Annotated in this window: 20 protein-coding genes and 1 other annotated feature; of the genes, 14 read left to right on the top strand and 6 right to left on the bottom strand. The window is 45.2% G+C overall.

All coding sequences use genetic code 11. The annotated features are described in order from the left end of the window. Positions 1-213: 213 nt before the first annotated feature. The gene (locus IJE10_01225; protein ID MBQ2966725.1) at positions 214-1,335 is read right to left on the bottom strand and encodes an ATP-dependent 6-phosphofructokinase; all 1,122 of its coding nucleotides are present in this window, start codon (positions 1,333-1,335) and stop codon (positions 214-216) included. 134 nt (positions 1,336-1,469) lie between these two features. On the opposite strand from IJE10_01225, the gene IJE10_01220 reads away from it, so the two are divergent. The 5 genes from IJE10_01220 to spoVAE all read left to right on the top strand — a co-directional run bounded on the left by IJE10_01220 (position 1,470) and on the right by spoVAE (position 4,828). Next, the gene (locus IJE10_01220; protein ID MBQ2966724.1) at positions 1,470-1,688 is read left to right on the top strand and encodes a hypothetical protein; all 219 of its coding nucleotides are present in this window, start codon (positions 1,470-1,472) and stop codon (positions 1,686-1,688) included. Positions 1,689-1,840: 152 nt separating this feature from the next. Beyond that, complete coding sequence (locus IJE10_01215; protein ID MBQ2966723.1) at positions 1,841-2,968, top strand: hypothetical protein; 1,128 nt, start codon at positions 1,841-1,843, stop codon at positions 2,966-2,968. A gap of 55 nt (positions 2,969-3,023) precedes the next feature. Next, positions 3,024-3,467 carry a stage V sporulation protein AC gene (gene spoVAC, locus IJE10_01210; GenBank protein MBQ2966722.1) on the top strand — a complete coding sequence of 148 codons (444 nt, stop codon included), beginning with the start codon at positions 3,024-3,026 and terminating at the stop codon, positions 3,465-3,467. A 9-nt stretch (positions 3,468-3,476) separates the two neighbouring features. Further along, positions 3,477-4,478 (top strand): stage V sporulation protein AD, encoded by a 1,002-nt coding sequence (spoVAD, locus tag IJE10_01205; GenBank protein MBQ2966721.1) that lies wholly within the window; start codon positions 3,477-3,479, stop codon positions 4,476-4,478. Then, on the top strand, positions 4,475-4,828 hold the full coding sequence (gene spoVAE / locus IJE10_01200; protein MBQ2966720.1) for a stage V sporulation protein AE: 354 nt from the start codon (positions 4,475-4,477) through the stop codon (positions 4,826-4,828). Before spoVAD ends, spoVAE begins: the two co-directional genes overlap by 4 nt. Positions 4,829-4,894: 66 nt before the next feature. On the opposite strand, the gene IJE10_01195 is transcribed toward spoVAE, so the two are convergent. The 4 genes from IJE10_01195 to IJE10_01180 all read right to left on the bottom strand — a co-directional run bounded on the left by IJE10_01195 (position 4,895) and on the right by IJE10_01180 (position 9,687). Then, positions 4,895-6,532, bottom strand: a complete 1,638-nt coding sequence (locus tag IJE10_01195; GenBank protein ID MBQ2966719.1) for an acyl--CoA ligase — start codon at positions 6,530-6,532, stop codon at positions 4,895-4,897. Positions 6,533-6,597: 65 nt separating this feature from the next. Further along, positions 6,598-8,148: a sodium:solute symporter gene (locus IJE10_01190; protein MBQ2966718.1), complete on the bottom strand. Its 1,551-nt coding sequence runs from the start codon at positions 8,146-8,148 to the stop codon at positions 6,598-6,600. A gap of 67 nt (positions 8,149-8,215) precedes the next feature. Beyond that, positions 8,216-8,476, bottom strand: a binding site (T-box leader). A gap of 76 nt (positions 8,477-8,552) precedes the next feature. Next, a complete protein-coding gene (gene smpB / locus IJE10_01185; protein ID MBQ2966717.1) occupies positions 8,553-9,014 on the bottom strand; it encodes an SsrA-binding protein SmpB in 462 nt (153 codons plus the stop codon). After that, positions 8,995-9,687, bottom strand: a complete 693-nt coding sequence (locus IJE10_01180) for a TVP38/TMEM64 family protein (GenBank protein ID MBQ2966716.1) — start codon at positions 9,685-9,687, stop codon at positions 8,995-8,997. The genes smpB and IJE10_01180 overlap by 20 nt, the downstream gene beginning before the upstream one ends. 119 nt (positions 9,688-9,806) lie before the next feature. On the opposite strand from IJE10_01180, the gene IJE10_01175 reads away from it, so the two are divergent. Beyond that, a complete protein-coding gene (locus IJE10_01175; protein MBQ2966715.1) occupies positions 9,807-10,478 on the top strand; it encodes a uracil-DNA glycosylase in 672 nt (223 codons plus the stop codon). Here IJE10_01175 and IJE10_01170 read toward each other — a convergent pair. Further along, positions 10,456-10,893: a DMT family transporter gene (locus tag IJE10_01170; protein MBQ2966714.1), complete on the bottom strand. Its 438-nt coding sequence runs from the start codon at positions 10,891-10,893 to the stop codon at positions 10,456-10,458. The genes IJE10_01175 and IJE10_01170 overlap by 23 nt on opposite strands. Positions 10,894-11,161: 268 nt before the next feature. On the opposite strand from IJE10_01170, the gene IJE10_01165 reads away from it, so the two are divergent. From IJE10_01165 to IJE10_01130, 8 genes are all read left to right on the top strand, one after another. Continuing rightward, entirely contained in the window at positions 11,162-12,100 is a 939-nt protein-coding gene (locus IJE10_01165; protein MBQ2966713.1) for a DUF2232 domain-containing protein, read from the top strand. A gap of 12 nt (positions 12,101-12,112) precedes the next feature. After that, a complete protein-coding gene (locus tag IJE10_01160; GenBank protein MBQ2966712.1) occupies positions 12,113-14,101 on the top strand; it encodes a DHH family phosphoesterase in 1,989 nt (662 codons plus the stop codon). Between the two features lie 20 nt (positions 14,102-14,121). Continuing rightward, positions 14,122-14,565, top strand: coding sequence for a 50S ribosomal protein L9 (rplI, locus tag IJE10_01155; protein MBQ2966711.1), 444 nt, complete (start codon positions 14,122-14,124; stop codon positions 14,563-14,565). A 30-nt stretch (positions 14,566-14,595) separates the two neighbouring features. Next, on the top strand, positions 14,596-15,945 hold the full coding sequence (dnaB, locus tag IJE10_01150) for a replicative DNA helicase (GenBank protein MBQ2966710.1): 1,350 nt from the start codon (positions 14,596-14,598) through the stop codon (positions 15,943-15,945). Next, positions 15,935-17,263 carry a tRNA lysidine(34) synthetase TilS gene (gene tilS, locus IJE10_01145; GenBank protein MBQ2966709.1) on the top strand — a complete coding sequence of 443 codons (1,329 nt, stop codon included), beginning with the start codon at positions 15,935-15,937 and terminating at the stop codon, positions 17,261-17,263. Before dnaB ends, tilS begins: the two co-directional genes overlap by 11 nt. Continuing rightward, a complete protein-coding gene (gene hpt, locus IJE10_01140) occupies positions 17,247-17,786 on the top strand; it encodes a hypoxanthine phosphoribosyltransferase (GenBank protein MBQ2966708.1) in 540 nt (179 codons plus the stop codon). The genes tilS and hpt overlap by 17 nt, the downstream gene beginning before the upstream one ends. 87 nt (positions 17,787-17,873) lie before the next feature. Beyond that, the gene (gene ftsH, locus IJE10_01135) at positions 17,874-19,745 is read left to right on the top strand and encodes an ATP-dependent zinc metalloprotease FtsH (protein ID MBQ2966707.1); all 1,872 of its coding nucleotides are present in this window, start codon (positions 17,874-17,876) and stop codon (positions 19,743-19,745) included. A gap of 132 nt (positions 19,746-19,877) precedes the next feature. Next, positions 19,878-21,341, top strand: coding sequence for a serine hydrolase (locus IJE10_01130; GenBank protein MBQ2966706.1), 1,464 nt, complete (start codon positions 19,878-19,880; stop codon positions 21,339-21,341). Positions 21,342-21,491 lie beyond the last annotated feature (150 nt).

Here is a 21,491-nt window from a genome sequence, read left to right as displayed (position 1 = left end):
GGAAGGCTTCACAACGATTTGGTTTGTATCATTCTACAATGTTGCTTAACAATTTACGTTTGTTATATACTTTAGTTTCCTGTCTGTTCATCGGTAAACCTCTATTGAACCACGCGACTATCGCGTGGTTTTCGTTGCACAATAAAAAAGAACTCTGCGAAGCAGAGTTCTTTCAATCAGTTTTTCATGATCGGTGCATGTTTTTAAGTGCCGTTAGTCACCGAAGCATACACCCATAGCCTTAGCTACTGTTACCAGCTCGCCATCAGGCTCAACGTTCTTGGTTTTCTGACCGATAACGTCTTCTAAGGATACATACTTAATTTCATTGCCCTGCAATACAACCATGTTACCAAACTTGCCCTGCATAGCATATTCAACTGCCGCATAGCCGTATCTGGTGGAAAGCACGCGGTCATGTGCTGTGGGCGAACCGCCACGCTGAATGTGACCGAGTACAGTTGCTCTTGCTTCAGAGCCAACCAGTTCTTCCAACTGGTCTGCAATTACAGTACCAACACCGCCCAGACGAATCGGGTCGGGAGAATCTTCACGAACCTTTAAGATAACCTGCTTACCGTCAGAAGATTTTGCACCTTCTGCAACAGCAACCACGGAGAATGTCTTACCGCTTGCCTTGTCTTCCTTAATCTTTTCAGCAACCTTGTTGATATCATAAGGAATTTCAGGAATCAAGATAACGTCAGCCGCACCTGCAATACCGGAATGCAGTGTCAGCCAGCCTGCGCCTCTGCCCATGATTTCCACAACCATGATTCTGTGATGGCTCATACCGGTGGTACGAACTCTGTCCAAACCGTCGCAAGCAACAGAAATTGCGGTATCAAAGCCAAATGTAAAGTCTGTGCAAGCCAGGTCATTATCGATGGTCTTGGGAATACCCATTACATTAACACCTTTTCTTGCAAAGTCGCGACCGGAGGTCAGTGTGCCGTCACCGCCTAAGATAAACAAAGCATCAATACCTGCTTCTTTCAGGTTTTCCACAGCCTCATCCGAAACGTCATGATACTGGATGTTGCCCTCTGCATCTTTTACAATCTCATCATTTTCGTCACGAATCGGATAAATGAAAAGGTTGTCCTTATTGGAAGAATGCAGAATAGTACCGCCAACACCAATAATTTCCTGTACATTTTCCAATGTCAGAGGCACAAAGTTTTTGTGATACAAGCCATGGTAGCCGTTTTTGATACCCACAACTTCCAGACCGTATTTTTCTATCGCTGTTTTAACAACAGCACGAATAACAGGGTTTAAACCGGGGCAGTCGCCGCCGCCTGTTAAAATCGCAATTTTTTTAATGTTAGCCATATACATAAACCTCCATAATCTATTATACCTTTTAGTATTTTACAATATTTTTCATAAAAAGGCAAGTGTTTTTTGCATTTTTCTTAAAAAAAGTGACAAAATAAGCATGAAATTCTATTCAGGAGGCGTAAAAAATGAAAATCAAATGCGGTTATGTGGCAGTCGGCGCAGGGATTGCATCCATGCTGGGCGGACTTCTTTTAAAAGACCATTGCGAAAAATGCGGGTGTACACTATTCGGTTTTGGTCTTGCCCATGTGGGCCTTGGCACCCTGTCTCTTTTAAAGCAGGAAAACTGTATCCCCGAAACTCTTTCTCTCCCCATGGGAAAAATCGAAATTGATATGCAATAAATATCCTTTAAAAAGCAGCCTTTTTCTTCCAAAAAAAGGCTGTTTTTTTAGCGAAATTTGACAAATTGGAATTTTTGGTTTATAATGGGTATATCCTAAGACTAAAATGGTCTTAAACCGAAGCGGAGAAATCCGCAGTTGGGAGTGATACTATGAAAGCGCAAAAACTGATTTTGCTTTGTATAGTTTTGCTGTTTGCAATGTCTTCGCAAGCATTTGCATCAGACAGCACGCCGGATATGCATTTCAGTTTTGAAAACTTTTTTTCGTGTGACTATACCGGAAACAATTCCCTGACCAGTTACGGCAACATGGCTTTTGAAAGCATTGGTGTAACCGGAAAGGCGCTGGACCTGCAGGATGGTTACTTAACCATCACCGGCAGCGAATCCATTACCTTTAAAGACAGTTTTACCTTTGCAAGCTGGGTAAACTTTCACGAGATGACCTGCGGTTGTCCCATGTTCTTTTCAAGAACGGCTTCTAACGGTGACCCGTGCAATGGTCCTGTTTGCTTTGCCCTTACCGACGATTACGAACGGCTGAAGGCAGACATCACCTTTCTGATGCCGGACGGAAGCTATGCATCGCATACCTTTTACACCGACCCCATTATTTATCCGCCCGATATGATAGATAAATGGCATCATGTGGCTGTAGTATTTGACAAAACCACGCTCACCTTTTACTTAGACGGTGTAATTGTCTGCACCGAAATGCTTCCCGAAGCATTACAGTCTTACGAATCCATCGCAAACAATAACCAACCAATTTGCATCGGTCGCGGTTTCGGTACAAACATAACTGCCAAAATGGACGAAATTCATTTTTGCTGTCGTGCTCTTCCTTATGAGGAGGTTTCTGCTCTTCGGTATGTGGTTATCCCCGAGGAACAGACCACAATCATTCTGACCGAGGGCTATAACACGGTCTGGGTGAACGACCAGCGCTACCTTGCCCCCGATATTGTGCGCAGGGATTCTGAAACCGACGAGCTGATGATTCCCATCAAAGCCGTAATGCAGCACATGGGTGCAACCTTTAACTGGGACGGCAACGACCGTATGGGCAGAATTGATATCGCCTATAAGGGTACTGCCATTTCTGTATGGGTCATGGACGTTTACGCAAACCTCAACGGCAACCGATTACTGAAGCTGTCCTGTCCCCCTGCCAACTACAGCGATTCCATTTTCGCCCCTGCTTCCTTACTCACCGACGGCTTCGGCATTGAAACCGAATGGGATGAAACCAACAAGCAACTGATTATTAAATTTTAAAACTGTATAACCAAACCTCTTTTTGGAGAAACTACCTCCAAAAGGAGGTTTTTTTATGCGTATGAACACTAAAGACTATCAGAATTACGCAAACCAATTTACAAAGCCCTCCCCCATTTTTAAAAACTGTGTATGGGCTTTTTTCATTGGTGGCTCGATTTGCACCCTGGGCGAGCTTTTTCTTTCACTGTACAATGCCATGGGCTTTACCGAACAGCAATGCGGAACCTTAAACTGCATCACATTGATTTTTTTGTCAGTGGTTTGTACCGCCTTACACCTGTATGAAAAAATCGCAAAGCACGCAGGTGCAGGCACGCTAGTGCCCATCACCGGCTTTGCCAATGCCGTATCCTCTGCCGCCATTGAGTTTCAGTTTGAGGGTTTCGTTTTAGGCGTTGGTGCAAAGCTGTTTTCTATTGCAGGTCCCGTCATTGCCTACGGCAGTGTGGCATCGGTGATTGCAGGCTTTATTTACTACATCGCAAGCTTATTATAAGGAGAAGGTATGCAAAAAACATTTACGTTCCACAATCCGGTTTATATTCAGGAAACCGCATCCCGGGTCGGTGAAAAGGAAGGATGCGGTAATTTCTCTAAATATTTTGATGCCGTTTCATCGGATGCATATTTCGGGCAGGACAGTTGGGAAAAAGCCGAAAGTGAGCTGATGAAAACCACCGTCACACAGCTTTTGGAAAAGGCAGCAAAAACACCTGACGAAATCGATGTCATTTTCGGTGGTGACCTTTTAAACCAATGCATCAGCTCCAATTACGGGCTTATGCCCTTTGGAATCCCTTTTCTAGGTCTGTACGGTGCCTGCTCCACCTTTGTAGAAGGATTGCTTTCAGGCTCGGTAACCGTAAGTGGCGGTTTTGCAGAAAACGCAATTGCTGTAACCTCCAGCCATTTCTGCAGTTCGGAACGCCAGTTCCGTTTTCCGCTTGAGTACGGCGGTCAGCGACCGCCTTCTGCCCAATGGACGGTTACCGGCTCGGGGGCTGCCTTGCTCGGCACAACCGGTACATTTAAAGTCACCCACGCAACGGTAGGCAGAATTATTGATTACGGCATCACCGACATCAACAGTATGGGTGCCGCCATGGCACCTGCCGCCATCGACACCATCAGCCGTCACTTTAAAGACCGCAATTTACCGTCTGACTACTTTGATATGGTTGCAACAGGTGATTTGGGGCATGTGGGTATGCAAATCACAAGGGAACAGTTAATGCTTCAGGGCATTGATTTAAGCGGTCGATACATGGACTGCGGTGACCGTATTTTTGACCGCAAGCGTCAGGATGTACACGCAGGCGGATCGGGTTGCGGCTGCTGTGCCTCGGTCTTTTGCAGTTATTTGTGGCATCAGCTGAAAGCAGGCAAAATCAACCGTCTTCTGCTCTGTGCCACCGGTGCGCTGATGAACCCCACCAGTTGTTTCCAGGGGGAAAGTATTCCGGGAATCGCCCACGCGGTTGCCATCGAACGGGAGGAATCCGAATGAATTATTTCAATGCATTTTGGGTGGGCGGTCTGCTTTGTGTTATCGGTCAGATTTTAATTGACAAAACAAAGCTGACCCCCGCAAGAATTCTGGTTGCCTATGTGGTAGCAGGCGTGTTTTTGCAGCTACTGGGACTGTATCAGCCCATTGTGGATTACGCAGGCGCAGGTGCAACCGTCCCCTTAACCGGCTTTGGCTACTCTTTAGGCAAAGGCGTGGAGGAGGCGGTTGCAAAGGAAGGCTTTGTCGGTATTTTTACGGGCGGACTGTCTGCCACCGCAGGCGGAATCTGTGCCGTTATCCTCTTTTCCATCGTCGCCGCCCTGCTTGTTAAGCCAAAAATGAAATAACTGCACTACACGCTTTGAAGGGAATAAGAAAAAACAACAACGCATACTTGCGTTGTTGTTTTTTCTTTATTTTGTTGTTTGGGCTTCTACCAAACTCATACCGCAATAAATCTCGCGAAGCTTGGGCTTTTCAATTTTTCCGGTGGGATTACGGGGCACATCCGCAAAGATAATTTTCTTCGGTCTTTTGTATCTGGGCATTTCTTCGCAGAATTCCATAACCTCTGTCTCGGTCAAGGTCCTATCGGGCTTGATTTCGATAATTGCCGCCGCAATTTCGCCTAAACGCTCATCCGGCAAGCCGATAACCGCCACGTCCTTGATTGCATCATGACGGCGCAGGAAATCTTCAATCTGTACGGGATAAAGATTTTCGCCGCCGGTGATGATTACGTCTTTCTTTCGGTCAACCAGGTAAATAAAGCCGTCTTTGTCCTTCTTTGCCATATCGCCCGTATACAGCCAGCCGTTTTTAATGCTCTCGGCAGTTGCTTCGGGGTTATTAAAGTAGCATTTCATCACGCCGGGGCCTTTGACAATCAACTCGCCTACATCCTCTGCCGCTACTTCTTCCCCATTGGGATTTACAATCTTTGCTTCCCATAAATAACCGGGCACACCGATTGCACCCACCTTATGGGTATTTTCCACGCCCAAATGTACACAACCGGGTCCGATGGATTCAGAAAGACCGTAGTTGGTATCATACTGATGGTTCGGGAAATGCTCTAACCATCTCTTAATCAGGCTGGGCGGAACGGGCTGTGCGCCAACGTGCATCAAACGCCACTGATCTAAGCAGTAGTCTTCTTTTTTCAGCTCGCCGCGATCTAACGCATCTAAAATATCCTGCACCCACGGCACCAAAAGCCAAACGATGGTTGCCTTTTCTCTGGAAACGGTGTCTAAAATCCATTCGGGCTTGATGCCGCGCAAAAGAACCGCTTTACCACCGCTTAAAAGGCTTCCGAACCAGTGCATTTTTGCACCGGTATGATAAAGGGGCGGAATGCACAGGAATACGTCCTCTTCGGTCTGACCGTGATGATTCTGTTCCGTCCGGCAGGAAGAAATGAGCGCTCTGTGACTATGCAGAATCGCTTTCGGGAAGCCGGTTGTACCCGAGGAAAAGTAAATTGCCGCATCATCCTCTTCGTTAAGCGGTACAGACGGTGCCACTGACGAGCAGTACGAGGTCATTTTTTCGTAGCTGTCTGCAAAAGAAGGCACATCCTCGCCCACAAAGAAAATGTTTTTTAAGGTTTTCTTGATTTTGGGGAAAATAGCTTCCACACGACCGATAAATTCAGGACCGAACACCAGATTGGTAGACTCGGAAAGATTTAAACAGTAATCAATTTCATCTGCCGAATAGCGGTAGTTCATGGGCACTGCCAAAGCGCCTGCCTTTAAAATACCGAAATATACCGGGAGCCATTCGATACAGTTCATCAGCAAAATAGCAACCTTATCGCCTTTTTTCACACCACGGGAAAGCAAGAGGTTTGCAAAGCGGTTTGCTTTGGTATCAAACTCTCTCCAGGTGATTTCTCTGCGATAGCGCTCCGCAGGATTGGACTCAATCAATTCATACTCGCGCCAGGTAATCGGTTTGTCAAACTTGTCGGAAGGGTTAATTTCCACCAAAGCTGTACGGTCGCCGTAAAACTGGGCGTTTCTGGTTAAAAGTTCTGTAATAACCATATTTTATCTCCTTTTCAAAAACAGACGGAAAAGGCGCTTTGTGCGCCTTCTCCGGTTGTTGTTATTTATTCTTCGTCGCCGAGGGCATCTTTTGCGCGTACGGTTACGGTTTTATCATAGCAGGAAAATGCATCATCCAGCAATTCTTTTTCCGGCTTTTTGGTAAAGATGCTTACCACCGGAACAATCACAAAGCCTGCCAGCATCGCGATAACACCGCTGTTGATGGGGGACTGCAGAATCATCGGGAAAGACGCACGGTCAACCATGTTCCAAATCATGATGCCTGCACCGAAAATGAAGTTTACCCAAACAGCCGCTTTGGTGATTTTCTTGGTGTACAAGCTGAGCAGGAACGGTGCTAAGAACGCACCTGCCAATGCACCCCAGGAAATACCCATCATATCCGCAATAGCAGAAAGCTTATCCTTATTGATTGCAATGTATGCAGAAATTACAATGAACACCACAATCAGAACACGCATAATCAACACCTGCTTTTTCTCGCTCATGTTCTTAATCACATGCCCCTTTAACATATCCAGTGTCAGGGTTGAGGAAGAAGCGAGTACCAGTGAAGAAAGGGTTGACATGGAAGCGGAAAGCACCAGAATAATAACAATGGCAATCAAAACGTTCGGCAAGCCCTCCAGCATGGTGGGAATGATCGAGTCAAAGCCACCTACAATCGAGCCGTCTGCCGCAAATTGCAGTTCGCTGGTGAACAGTCTGCCAAAGCCACCTAAGAAGTAGCAACCGCCTGCAACAACCAGTGCAAACAAGGTTGAAATGATTGTACCCTTGTTGATATCCTTTTCACTCTTTATCGCATAGAACTTCTGTACCATCTGCGGTAAACCCCAGGTTCCTAAGGAGGTCAGGATTACAACAAACAGCAGATTCAACGGGTCGGGTCCGAAGAACGAGTTAAATGCACCGGGAATTCCGGTTGCAGTATCTTCTACTGCTGCAAGTCCTGCAAGTGCCTCGGTAAAACCGCCCTTGCTCATCAACACTGCTGCAATCACTGCCACAATACCGATTAACATGATAATGCCCTGAATAAAGTCGTTAATGGCTGTTGCCATGTAACCACCGGCAATAACATAAATACCGGTAAGCACTGCCATGACAATTACGCACCACATGTAATCCACCGGGAAAGCCATTTCAAACAAACGGGAAAGACCGTTGTACAAAGATGCTGTATAAGGAATTAAGAAAATAAACACAAGAATCGATGCCGCAATTTTCAGCGAAGAGCTGTTAAAACGCTTGCCGAAAAATTCAGGCATTGTAGAAGACTGCAGCTTTTGGGACATAAGTCTTGTACGTCTGCCCAGCACCAGCCATGCCAAAAGCGAACCGATTAACGCATTACCGATACCAATCCAGGTAGATGCCACACCGAACCTCCAGCCAAACTGACCTGCATAACCTACAAAAATAACTGCAGAAAAGTAGGATGTGCCGTACGCAAAAGCCGTAAGCCACGGACCAACCGCACGACCGCCCAAAACAAAGCCGCGCACGTCTGTAGAATGCTTTCTGCAATAAAGCCCTACTGCAACCATAACTGCGAAGAATATAACAAGCATAGACAATTTCAATACCATTTTTCATCATCCTTTCTGTTTTATATTGTAAGGACGAAGAGAAAATAAAAATCCCGTCCTCACATAACATGAGGACGGGAAATAATACCCGTGGTACCACCTCAATTTATCACCCTCTTACGGGAGTGACCTTTACAAGCACACAATACTAGCTATGCTCTAACGCTGTAACGGGCGCACCCGTCGCCTCCTACTTAGCAGCTTCTTCTGCTGTTCAGAACGCAGCTAACGAAATGTATTCACCTTGTTTCCACATCTGTCTCGCACCACCCGACAGCTCTCTTAATGCTTATCGCAAGCCTACTTGTTTCCGCTCAAACGCTTTTGGTATTTAATTGCTATGAACTGATTTTACCACCAAATTTTTCATCTGTCAAGACTAAATTTTAAAAAATACAAAAAAATTAAAATTTTGCACGAACAGCCCGTTCTATATCCCGTTTTGCATCTCTTTTTGCGGCATCATCGCGCTTGTCATACAGCTTTTTACCCTTAACAACCGCAATTTCAAGCTTTGCCCTTGAGCCTTTTAAATAAAGAGAAAGGGGCACAATGGAGTGTCCGTCCAGCGTCACCTGTCCGATAAGCTTATGAATCTCCCGCTTGTGCAAAAGAAGCTTTCGCACCCGTAATGGGTCTTTGTTAAAAATATTTCCTTTTTCATACGGAGAAATATGCATTCCCAGCACAAATGCCTCTCCCTCTTTTACCGAAACCCAACTGTCTTTCAGATTGACCGCACCGTTTCGGATAGACTTGATTTCAGTGCCGGTAAGGGCAATACCCGCCTCAAATTTTTCCAGTATAAAATAGTCATGATATGCCTTTTTGTTGTTGGCAATCACTTTAACATTTGTCTGTTCCATGCTTTTCCCTGCCTTTCATAAACTGTCGGTATACTAAAAATCCAACCACGCTTAAACCCGCAACCACGGCGTAAATGATTACTGTTTCTTTAAAATCCCCTTCTCCGAATGCCGCCCCTGCAAAGGTGGACGAAACCACAGACGGAATCCGTGCCACAAGAGAAAGTACCATAAAGGTTTTGTACGGAATTTTGAAAAGTGGCGCTATATAACAAAGGGCATCCTTAGGTGTTCCCGGTATAAAGTACAGTAAAAACACCAAAAGATTCCGCTTTTGTGCATTTTGCAGAAATTTAAATTTCTGTATGGCCTGACTTCCCGTAAGCTTTTCGGCAAAATCTGCACCCAGCTTCATGACCAGAAAATAAATCAGACTCTGTCCCAGCGCAATGCCGATTAAATCCAAAAGTAATCCGCCCCAGGGTCCGTACAACGCCCCCGAAACAAACTCCACCACCTCGCCCGGCACAATGGCAATAATAATCTGAAGCACCTGCAAGCCCAACACAAGCAGGATGCCGACAAATTTTAACTCCTGCACCTTTTCCTGCAACGAAGCAACCCCTGCCTCACTTGTAAGGGAGGCAAAAAAGGGATATAACAGCACGGTCAACAACACCACCGCCACCAAGTATAGCAGAAACATTATGCTCTTAAATGATATTTTTTTCATAGTTTCCTCCACTCTTCTTTTTCCATTATACACCAAAAATACCAAAAGGTCAAAATAAACTTGATTATTTTTATGTTTTTTTGTATAATGATAGAAAGAAACCAAAAAGGAGCAAAGCCATGGCGTTAATCGGAAACAGCTGGGACGGGTTACTGGAAGACCAGTTCCGTGCCGAATACTATTTAAAATTAAGAGAATTTTTAAAACAGGAATACAGCACGCAAACGGTATATCCGAATATGTATCAGATTTTTAATGCCTTAAAAATCACTGACTACGACAAGGTGAAAGCCGTGATTTTAGGGCAGGACCCATATCATGGCGAAGGGCAGGCACATGGGCTTTGCTTTTCGGTGCAGAAGGGTATTCAGCTTCCTCCCTCTCTGAAAAACATCTATAAGGAGATGGAAACAGACTTAGGCATTCCGCCCGTACAGGACGGAGATTTAACAGCCTGGGCAGAGCAGGGTGTTTTGCTGTTAAACACAGTACTCACCGTTCGGGGCGGTTTAGCCGCCAGCCACAAAGGACAAGGCTGGGAGCAGTTTACCGACCGTATCATCACCCTTTTAAACGAGCGTACTACCCCCATGGTCTTTATTTTGTGGGGCAGTCATGCCCGGGCGAAAAAGGAACTGATTTCCAACCCCTCGCACTTGGTGCTGGAGGCGGCACATCCCAGCCCCCTTTCGGCACACAACGGCTTTTTCGGATGCCGTCATTTTTCCAAAACCAATGAATTCTTAAAACGCATCGGCACAGAGCCAATTAATTGGAGCCTTTCATCTTGAACAGAATAACTCCGCCAATCATAAGCGCAAGTCCTAAAAATTTTGTCCAGTGAAAGGCAATTTTCGGAGTATCCATGATTCCGAAGGCATCAATCAGTGCCGCAACGGTAAGCTGCGCAATTAAAATCACCGACACCGCCACAGTAGGCGACTGATTTTTCATGGCAAGCATCACAAAAACCGTGATGGCGAGCCCGAACACGCCACCCAGCCAGTACAATGGTTTGGCAGAGAAAAACTGGGCAAAATCGCCCTTCCCAAATAAAAAAACTGCAATAATGGAAAGCAAAAATGCCGTTCCCTGTACAAAGGCATTGGACTCAAGCAACCCGATTTTATCGGAAAGACGCGTGTTCATCACGCCCTGTATACTCATACAAGCCCCTGCTACAGCGGCAAATACAAAGCTTAACATCTGCATAACAAAAAACAACTCCTTTTAGAAGAAATTCCCCTGCCCGCTTAAGGTTGTTAAGTGAGCAGAGGAACGATAAGAGGGATACACGCCAAATGCGTGCGAAAGAAATGTCCGCAACGGCATTTATACCGTTCGTTTTTAAGTATTCCCATACTGCTTTTTGTTATGCAAAAATTTTTCTTGTTTTTTCAGGAAAAGAATGGTATAATATAAGATACGAAAGTTTTCGTTTCAGAATTGTATTTGTAAAATCGGAGATTTATATATGAAAAAAACATTACTGATATTTGGTGCAGGAATTGCGATTCCTGTCCTTTTGATGCTTTTGTCCGTATTTTTCGGTCCGGCAGCACTCTTTTTCTTTTCGGCATTGTTTGCCTTTCCGGCAATGCTTGCCCTTACCGGCAAGCCTGTTTTCCCGGTTGTCTACGGCGCACTCTCCGCAGTCGGTCTGTTCTTTCTGTTCGGCTGGTTCGGGGTTGCCATCGGTATAATCGGTGCAATTGCAGGCATTTACATCGGAAACTCCGTCAAGCAGGCGCAACCCTTAAAAAGCACACTCATCACCGCAAGCTTTGGCTTTGGCATTTTGTTTGTGGCTTTGATTCTGCTGTTTCAGCTGTTGTTTGACAAAAACGCCATTGACAGCTTGTTTACACTTTTAACAGACACAACCACACAGCTTATGAACCAAACGGCTGCGCAGACTGCAGTCAATCCTGATATTTTATCTGATATAACAAAACAAATGCAACTGATGTTTGCACAGCTGAAGCTGCAGTTTCCTGCATTGCTTTGTGTGTATGCCATTCTGTTTGGCTACCTCACTTTGTGTGTGCTGTCTCTGCTTCACATGGCTTTCAGATACACCCCCCGCTTCATTCCACATTTTTCCCGGTTCCGTTGCTCACGGATGACCGTTTGGGTGTATCTGTTGTCCAGCTTTGGCACCATGCTGTCTGCAGAAGGCTCTGTCCTTTGCATTGTATTTTTAAACATCTATGTTATCACCCGCTTTTTGTTGCTTTTCAGCGCGCTTTCTTTGGTAGACTACTGGATGAAAAGCAAAAAATGTATCGGCATTTTAAGAGCACTTGCCATAGGCGCGCTTGCTTTTATTGCCTCTTCAAGCTTTATTTCCTTGATTTTGAACATCCTCGCTTTCATCGACGCCCGTGCAAACTTCAGAGGGCTTGAGGAGTAACGGAGGGAAACTATGAGAAACGAAAGTAAAGAAAACTTTTTTGCAACCACTGCAACCATTGCCGTTTTAGCAATCTGCGGTATTGTGACGCTCTTTTTTGAAAAAATATGGATTTTGGGCCTTGCCGAAATCGGCATCGCGGGACTTTTGTTCCTGTTCCACATCATTGTCATCCGCAAATACCACGGCTCTCTTTCGGAGTTTATTGACAATATCCGTTTCCATGCAGAAACCGCCACAAAGGACAGTTTAATCAACGCCCCCATGCCGGTGGTTATTTTCACACCGACAGGTCGTGTGCTCTGGAGCAACGAACGGTTTGACAAGCTGTTTGACGACAGTCTCCTGTTCGACCTCCCCTTTGAAACGGTTTTCCCGGATCAGACCCGAGAAATTCTCTTAAAGAAAAAGCCCGGCTTTTCCTGCTTTATCAAAGATAAGCATTTTGAGGTAAAGGGCAACTACATTTATCAGGACAAGAAAGTCAACACCCCTACCTTTATCGTATTTTATTTATATGAAAACACCGAAATTTTCTTAAACAGCGAAAAATATCTGCAGGAACAGCCTGTAGTCGGTGTGATTACCATTGATAACTATGACGATGTGCTTTTAAGCACACCCGATTCGCACCGAAGCTTACTGCTTTCCGAAATTGATACCAAAATCACCAATTGGTTCTCTTTCACCAACGGCGTGTTCAAGAAAACCGAAAAAGACCGTTATTTCCTGTTCTTTACCCGTAACTGTCTCCAGAAAATGATTGACGAAAAATTCTCTGTTTTGGATGACGTGCGCCAGATTCAGTCGGGCAACAAATTTGCTGCAACCCTCTCTATCGGCGTCGGTGCAGGAAGCTTTGACTATAAAGAGCTGGACGAAATTGCAAATTCTGCCATTGCCTTAGCCCTCGGCAGAGGCGGTGACCAGGCAGTTGTGAAAGAAAACAACGAAATCAGCTTCTTTGGCGGTAAAACCCGCGAGCATGAAAAAACCACAAAAGTAAAAGCACGCGTTACCGCAAACGCCTTAAAGGACTTGTTGGTGCATGCAGGCAATGTGATTATTATGGGACATCAGCTTCCCGATATGGATGCCATCGGCGCCGCAATCGGTGTTTGTGCCATGGCAAAAACCTTTGAAAAAAAGGCTTATATTTTATATGAAAATTCTTCTCTGTCTGTAAACGGCTTAATCGGCCGTATTCAGGACAATTTGGATTATAAGGATGTGTTTATCACTTCCGACAAGGCATACGATCTGGTAAACAAGAAAACCCTGCTTGTGGTGGTAGACACCCATAAACCGCAGTACACCTTCTGCCCGGACTTACTGGAAAAGGTAAAAGATGTGGTTTTAATTGACCATCACCGTCGCGGTGAGGAATTTATCAATCAGGCAAAGCTTGTGTATCACGAGCCTTATGCCTCCTCCACCTGCGAAATGGTAGCAGAAATGCTGCAGTATGCAGGCGGTTCCTTCCGATTGGAAGCCCAGGAAGCAGAGGCTTTGTATGCAGGTATCATGATGGATACCAAGGACTTTGCTATGAAAACAGGCGTGCGTACCTTTGAAGCCGCCGCATTCTTAAAGCGTTGCGGTGTAGACATCACCGAGGTCCGCAAATTCTTCCGCAATGATTTCAACAGCTTTGTACAGCTGGCACAAATCATTTCCTCTGCCATTACGGTAAACGGCAACATTGCCATCTCGGCCTGGGAATGTACCTCGGCAACCGACGCCTTTGCCATTGCACCGCAGGCGGCAGACAAACTGCTTTCCATCAGCGGAATTGAAGCTTCCTTTGTGCTGGCGGTTCGACCCGAGGAAATTGCCATCAGCGGACGTTCCACAGGCTCTGTGAACGTACAGCTCATTTTGGAAAAAATGGGCGGTGGCGGTCATTTAACCATGGCAGGCGTACAGCTTAAAAACTGCACCCAGGAAGAAGCAAAACAACGCCTGATTCAGGCAATTAACCAGTATTTGGACGAAATTTAAACCGAAAGGATGTATAGATTATGAAAGTTGTATTATTACAAGACGTAAAAGGACAGGGCAAAAAAGGTGACATCGTAAATGTAAGCGACGGTTATGCCCGCAATTTCCTGTTCACCAAAAAGCTTGCTGTGGAAGCAACCAACGCAGCTTTAAACGATTTGAAAGGTAAGAACGAAGCCTTTGCCTACAAAAAGGAAACCGAGCTTTCCGAAGCAAAAGCCATGCAGGAAAAGCTTAGCACCTTAAAGGTTGTTTTAACTGCAAAAGCAGGTGCAAACGACCGTTTATTCGGCTCTGTAACCAACAAGGATGTAGCAGAAGCTCTTTTGAATCAACACCACGTTAAAATTGACAAGCGTCGTTTTGAAATGGACGACATCAAGAGCCTTGGCGTGTATACCGTTTCCGTAAAACTGTATCCCGACGTTGTGGGCAAGCTGACAGTAGAAATCAAAGCACAGTAATTTTAAAAAGCCGGAAAGGAGGCGACGGAAATGGCAGAAGATTTTTTAGGACTTAGCGGCGGTATTCCCCCGTACAGCTTAGAGGCAGAGGAATCTGTTTTAGGTTCTATGCTGATTGATGCAGAATGCATCTCTACTGTTTTTGAGTTTTTAAAGTCCGAGGATTTCTATCGGGAAGAAAATAAAGAAATTTTTATGGCGATGGAGCAGTTATATGCCAAGGACCGTCGCATTGACCCCATCACCGTATCCAATGCTTTGCAGGATGCAGGCACTTTGGGTGCTGTGGGCGGAAAAGAATTTGTGGCAGGTCTTGCCGTTAAGGTTCTGGCAGTAACCAATATTAAAAGCCATATTGAAATTATCTTAGAAAAATCCCTGCGCCGTAAGCTGATTATTGCGGCAAACAAGATTTCCAAGCTGGCTTACGAGGGCACCCAGACCCCCGTGGAAATCGCAGAAATTGCAGAAAAAGCCATTTTTGATGTGTTGCAGGGCAGAGAAAAATCCGGCCTTGTACACATTAAAGACGTGTTGATGGAAAGCTATGACCATTTGGGCGAGCTTGCCGCAATGGACACCTCCATCACCGGTGTGGAAACCGGTTTTTCACACTTTGATAACATCACCTCCGGTTTCCAGAAATCCACCTTGAACATTCTCGCCGCACGACCCGGTGTGGGTAAAACCAGTTTTGCCCTGAACATCGCCCGTAATGTGGCATTACGAAACAAAGAAACCGTTGCCATTTTCAGTCTGGAAATGGGCAGAGAGGAACTGGTAAACCGTATCTGGACCTCTCAGGCTTTGGTAGACAGCTCGCGGCTTAAAACCGGTATGTTAGAGCAGGACGACTGGACACGTCTTGCAACCTCTTTGGCACCCCTTTCGGAAAGCCCGATTTATATTGATGACACATCCAATATCTCGGTAACCGAAATCCGTTCCAAGTGCCGAAGACTGAAGTTGGAGAAGAATTTAGGACTTGTTATCGTGGACTATCTGCAGTTAATGCAGGGAAACTCCAAGTCGGGTGAAAGCCGTCAGCAGGAGGTTTCCGAAATGTCCCGTGCCTTAAAAATCATGGCAAAAGAGCTGGAGGTTCCTGTATTGACTTTAAGTCAGCTGTCCCGTTCCATCGAACAAAGACAGGACAAAACCCCCATGCTGTCCGACCTTCGTGAATCGGGTGCCATCGAGCAGGACGCCGATATGGTTATGTTCATTCATAAAAAGGATGAAGGCAACGAAAACGGCAACCCCAATCTGGTTGAATTAACCATCGCAAAGCACAGAAGCGGTCCGACGGGCAAAATTTCCCTGATGTGGCAGCCCTCTTACACCAACTTTGTGTCTGTAGATACTGCCCATGAAGAATAGTTTACAAACCGTTCAGCAAACCATAGATGCCTTTCATCTGCTTGAAAGAGGCGAAAAGGTGCTTGTGGCTTTTTCGGGCGGATATGACTCGGTCTGCCTTGCCCTTTGCTTAAAAGAGTTAGGTTTTTCCATCGGTCTTGCCCATGTTCACCACGGCTTGCGCGAAACCGCTGACCGGGACGCAGACTTTTGCAAAGCCTTTGCCGAACGCTTAGACGTTCCCTTTCATTTTTGTAAAACAGATGTAAAGGCAATCGCAGATGCGAAAAAAATCAGCACCGAAACCGCAGGCAGAAACGTCCGCTACACTTTTTTTGAAAGTATAGAAGGCTATGATAAAATCGCCACGGGACATCATAAAAACGACTGTGCCGAAACGGTTTTACAGCATTTAATCCGTGGTACGGGCTTAAAAGGCTTAACCGGCATTTCCGCAAAGCGCGACAAGATTATCCGTCCGCTGATTGGGTTAACCCGTGCCGAAATTGAAAGCTATGTAAACGAAAAAGGCATTGTTCCCTGTGCGGATGAAACCAATCAGCGCACAGACTATGCCCGAAACCGGATTCGTCTGGAAATGATTCCCCTTTTGCAAAAGGAAAACGGCAATGCGGTAGAAAACATCTGCCGAACTGCTTCCCTTTTAGAACAGGACGAGGATTTTCTGACCCAAACGGCAAGAAAATATGTTTCGGACAATCAAATTGAAATTTCTGTTTTAAAAACCTTGCACCCGGCAATTGCAGGACGTGCTTTGCGCCTGGCTTACGCCCATACCGCAGGCACTGCAAAGGATTTTGAACAAAAGCATATTTCTTATATTTTATCTCATTTAAAAGAGCACGGTGACATTTTAAACCTTTGTTTTTCTGTCACCTGCAAAGCGCAATACGGCAAGCTGTTGTTTGTAAAAAACACAGATGAAGCTGTCGTATACTGTTACGAAATTCAGCCCGACTCAGCGATTGATATCCCCGAAACCGGCCGTCGATTCCGCCTGACGGTATCCGAAAGCGCGCCCCTTAGCGAACACTATTTTGACTTAAACGCCTTAGGCGATCAAAAGCTTTTTCTCCGTTCTCCCAATGCAGATGACCGCTTTTTCCCCTTCGGCATGAACGGCAGTAAGCGCTTAAGCAAACTGCTGATTGACTTAAAAATTCCGGAAAACAAGCGGAAGCAACTTCCGCTCTTTGCCACCGACCGCGAAATCTTATGTATTCCGGGTTTTAAACGCAGTCGGTTTTACCCCACAGATACACAAACGAAAAAATATTTAAATTTACTGGAGGAACCAGCACATGAACAATTCGATTGAAAGAATTCTTTTATCCGAAGAAGAAATCCATGCCAAGGTAAAAGAACTGGGTGCACAAATCAGCAAGGACTATCAGGGCAAAGATTTGTTGGTCGTTGTTATTTTAAAGGGCAGTGTTATTTTTGCCGCAGACTTACTGCGTGAAATTACCATCCCGGTTGAAATTGATTTTATCGCTGTGTCCAGCTACGGAAGCAGTACCGTCTCCAGCGGTGTGGTAAAAATCATCAAGGATTTGAATGAATCCATCGAAAACAAGCATATTTTAATTATTGAAGATATTTTAGACAGCGGTAAAACCCTGTTTAACCTGACCCACCTTTTAACCACACGCCGTCCCGCATCCATGGAAATCTGTACCCTTTTAAACAAGCCGGAGCGCAGAGAAGCAGAAGTGTATGCCAAATACATGGGCTTTGACATTCCCGATGCATTTGTGGTAGGCTATGGTCTGGATTATGCGGAAAAATACCGCAATCTCCCCTATATCGGCATCCTCAAGCCCGAGGTTTATGAAAAATAAGTGAAATTTTTGGATTTTGCTTGATTTATACATGATTTTGTGATTTAATACTATAATAATAAATAGATAAAACGGAGGACAGTTGATTTGAAAAAAAATCTTAAAAGTTTGAGTTTATATGCCATCTTGTTTCTGGCAATACTCTTGCTGGTTACCTATCTGTACACCGATGACCCTGAAGTCAAAATTTACTCCAACCTGGTTACCGATGTAAAGAGCGGTGCAGTAGAAAAGCTTGTTGTTGTAGAGGACACCGCAACCGTCACCTTAAACGACAAGGATAAGACCGAATATGAAGTAACCATCCCGTCCAAAACCATTTTGCACGAGGATTTGGGTGCAGAAATTCAGGCACAGATTGAAGCAGGTACATTAGAATATGACCCGCAACCGACTCCCACCGCACCCTGGTGGCTGACCATGTTGCCCGGCTTCATTTTAATCGTTCTGATGCTTGTCTTTTTCCTGTTCTTTATGGGCGACAAGGGAGGCGGCGGAAGCCGTGGAGCCATGAGCTTTGGCAAGAGCCGTGCAAAAATAAACCAGAATGACCAGAATGTAAAATTCGAGGATGTCGCAGGTGAGGACGAAGAAAAAGAGGAACTGCAGGAAGTGGTTGACTTCTTGAAATCACCCGTAAAATACCAGAAAATGGGTGCAAGAATCCCTAAAGGCGTTCTTTTGGTCGGCCCGCCCGGCACCGGTAAAACTCTGCTTGCAAAAGCGGTTGCCGGTGAAGCAGGCGTTCCGTTCTTCTCCATCTCGGGTTCTGATTTTGTGGAAATGTTTGTGGGTGTCGGTGCATCCCGTGTCCGCGATTTGTTTGAACAGGCAAAGAAAAATGCGCCCTGCATTGTATTCATTGATGAAATCGATGCGGTGGGCAGAAAGCGTGGCTCCGGCTTAGGCGGTGGTCACGATGAACGCGAGCAGACCTTAAACCAGCTCTTAGTTGAAATGGACGGCTTTGGTGTATATTCCGGCATTATTGTTATTGCCGCAACCAACCGTCAGGATATTTTAGACCCCGCACTCCTGCGTCCGGGCAGATTTGACCGTCAGGTATATGTGGGCTATCCCGATGCCCATGGCAGAGAAGAGATTTTAAAGGTACACTGCCGTAATAAACCATTAGCGGACGATGTAGATTTATCCGTCATTGCCAAAACCACCGTTCAGTTTACAGGTGCACAGCTGGAAAATGTCATGAACGAAGCCGCACTTTTGGCGGTCAAAAAGGGTCAGACCCACATCCATCAGGATGATATTACCGAAGCTGTGGTAAAGGTGGAAATGGGCAAAGAAAAGAAATCCCGTAAATACACCGAAAAAGAAAAGAAGCTTACCGCATACCATGAAGCAGGTCATGCTGTTGCCGCAAGACTGCTTCCCGGTCATGATAAGGTGCATCAGGTTACCATTATCCCCCGAGGCGGTGCAGGCGGTTTTACCTGGTATAGACCTACAGAAGATAAATTCTATTCTTCCAAGGAAGAAATGGAAAACAATCTGGTCAGCGCATTAGGTGGCAGAGTGGCTGAAAAGCTGGTTATGGATGACATCAGCACCGGTGCTTCGGCAGACATTCAGCATGTAACCCGTATCGCTCGCGCTATGGTTACCAAATACGGTATGAGCGAAAAATTGGGGCCTGTGTTCTACGACTCCGAAAACGAAGAAGTATTCATCGGCAGAGATTTCGGCACCGTAAAGGGCTATTCCGAAGAAGTTGCCGCACAGATTGACGCAGAAGTACGCGCAATTATTGATGGAGCTTACAAGCGTTGCGAGACCTTGCTTTCCGAAAATATGGATAAACTAACCGCTGTTGCAGAGGCACTTTTGGAAAAAGAAAAGTTAGAAGCAGACGAATTTGAAGCCTTCTTTACCGAAAAGCAGGAAGAGCCTGCCCCCGAAGTTACCGAAGAAGTAACGACCGAAGAAACAACTGAAGAATAAAGCAAAAAGGAATTGACTTTTCAGTCAGTTCCTTTTTCGTCAAAAATTTAAAGATTTTCATATAAAAAATCAAAAAAATTAAGGAAAAGATTAAAAAATTGCTTTATAATAAATAAAAAGGAGTGATAACAGATGTTTAAAAAAGCAACACCCGAAAGCTGCGGCATTTCATCCGATGCCGTATTGAATTGCTTTAAGCATTTTGAAAAATTAGAGCTTTCCACCCACAGCCTGCTGATGGCAAGAGGTGACAAAATTTTTGCAGAGGGCTATTATGCCCCTTTCCACAAAGACTTTAAACACCGTATGTACTCGGTGTCTAAAAGCTTTGTGAGTATTGCCATCGGCTTTTGTCTGCAGGACGGATTACTCTCTCTTGAGGATAAATTTTTAGACTACTTCCCCGAATATGACCACGGCAAAGACATCTCCCTTTTACAGGAGCAAACCATCCGCGACATGCTTTGCATGACCACCTGTAAAACCGACGACAGATGGTGGTTTGGCACAGGCACCGATGACCGTACAAAAGAATATTTCCCTGAAAGCAATAACAAAATTTCAGGCACTCTTTTTGAATATGACAGCCCCGGCTCTTACATGCTTACCGTAATTGTTGAAAAACTGACCGGCATGCCCTTTATGGATTACTTAAGAAAAAAGTGTCTTGATAAAATCGGGTTTTCCAAGGATTCTTATTGCTTAACCGTTCCGGGTGGTTATTCTTTTGGTGATTCAGGGATTATGTGCACCGCTTACGATTTGCTTTTGTTTGCTCGCTTCGTAATGAATTTAGGTGAATGGAACGGCAAACAGTTGATGAATGCCGACTATTTGCGTGAAGCCACCGCAAAACAAACCCATAACGATGAAAAAGCTAATTTTGACTATTATCATCAGGGTTACGGCTATCAGATTTGGAAAACTCCCGACGATGGCTTTGCTTTTGTAGGAATGGGCAATCAGTTTGCAGTTTGCCATCCCAAAACCGATTCTATTTTTGTCATCACTTCGGATGACCAGGGCAACGAACCTGCTCGTCACTTTATTTTGGACAATTTCTACAAAATCATTGAAAACTTCGGGGATGTACTTCCGGAAAACGAAACCGCGCACAAGGCATTAACCGAACATTTGAGCAATATGAAGCTTGCGCACCTTAAAGGTGACACAACAAGCGAAACTGCTGATTTTGTAAACGGAAAGGTGTATACTTTAAACGAAAACCCGATGGGTATAAAATGGCTTAAAGTTGCTTTTGAAAGTAATAAAGGTGTACTGCACTATGAAAATGAACAAGGCGAAAAAGAACTTGTTTTCGGAATGGGCTATAACGAATTTTCAAAATTCCCCGAGGAAAACTATTCCGATTTGATTGCAACCGTTCCCGAGCCGGGTCACAAATACGATTGTGCTGTTTCTGCTGTTTGGGTAGACCCGCACACCTTACTTTTCAAGGTGCAGATTATCGACAAGTATTTCGGCAGACTTGCCATCCGCCTCAGCTTCAAAGATTCGCGCATCTGCGTAAATATGACAAAAGTTGCCGAAGCCTTCTTAACAGAGTATCAAGGCTATGCCATAGGAAAATGCTAAAAAACAGGGGCTGTAAATTTATTACAGCCCTTTTTTAGGGAATAGGAAAAAATGTTTGGAATGGACAAACTGAGCCCAAACCGCGTTGCATCGCGGTTTGGGGTTACCCGAAGGCGTACAAAGGTACGTCGAGAGGCGAAGTTTGTTCAT

This window comes from Clostridia bacterium (assembly GCA_017410375.1).
Taxonomy (GTDB): Bacteria; Bacillota; Clostridia; order RGIG6154; family RGIG6154; genus RGIG6154.
This window is presented reverse-complemented; position numbering and strand designations above follow the sequence as displayed.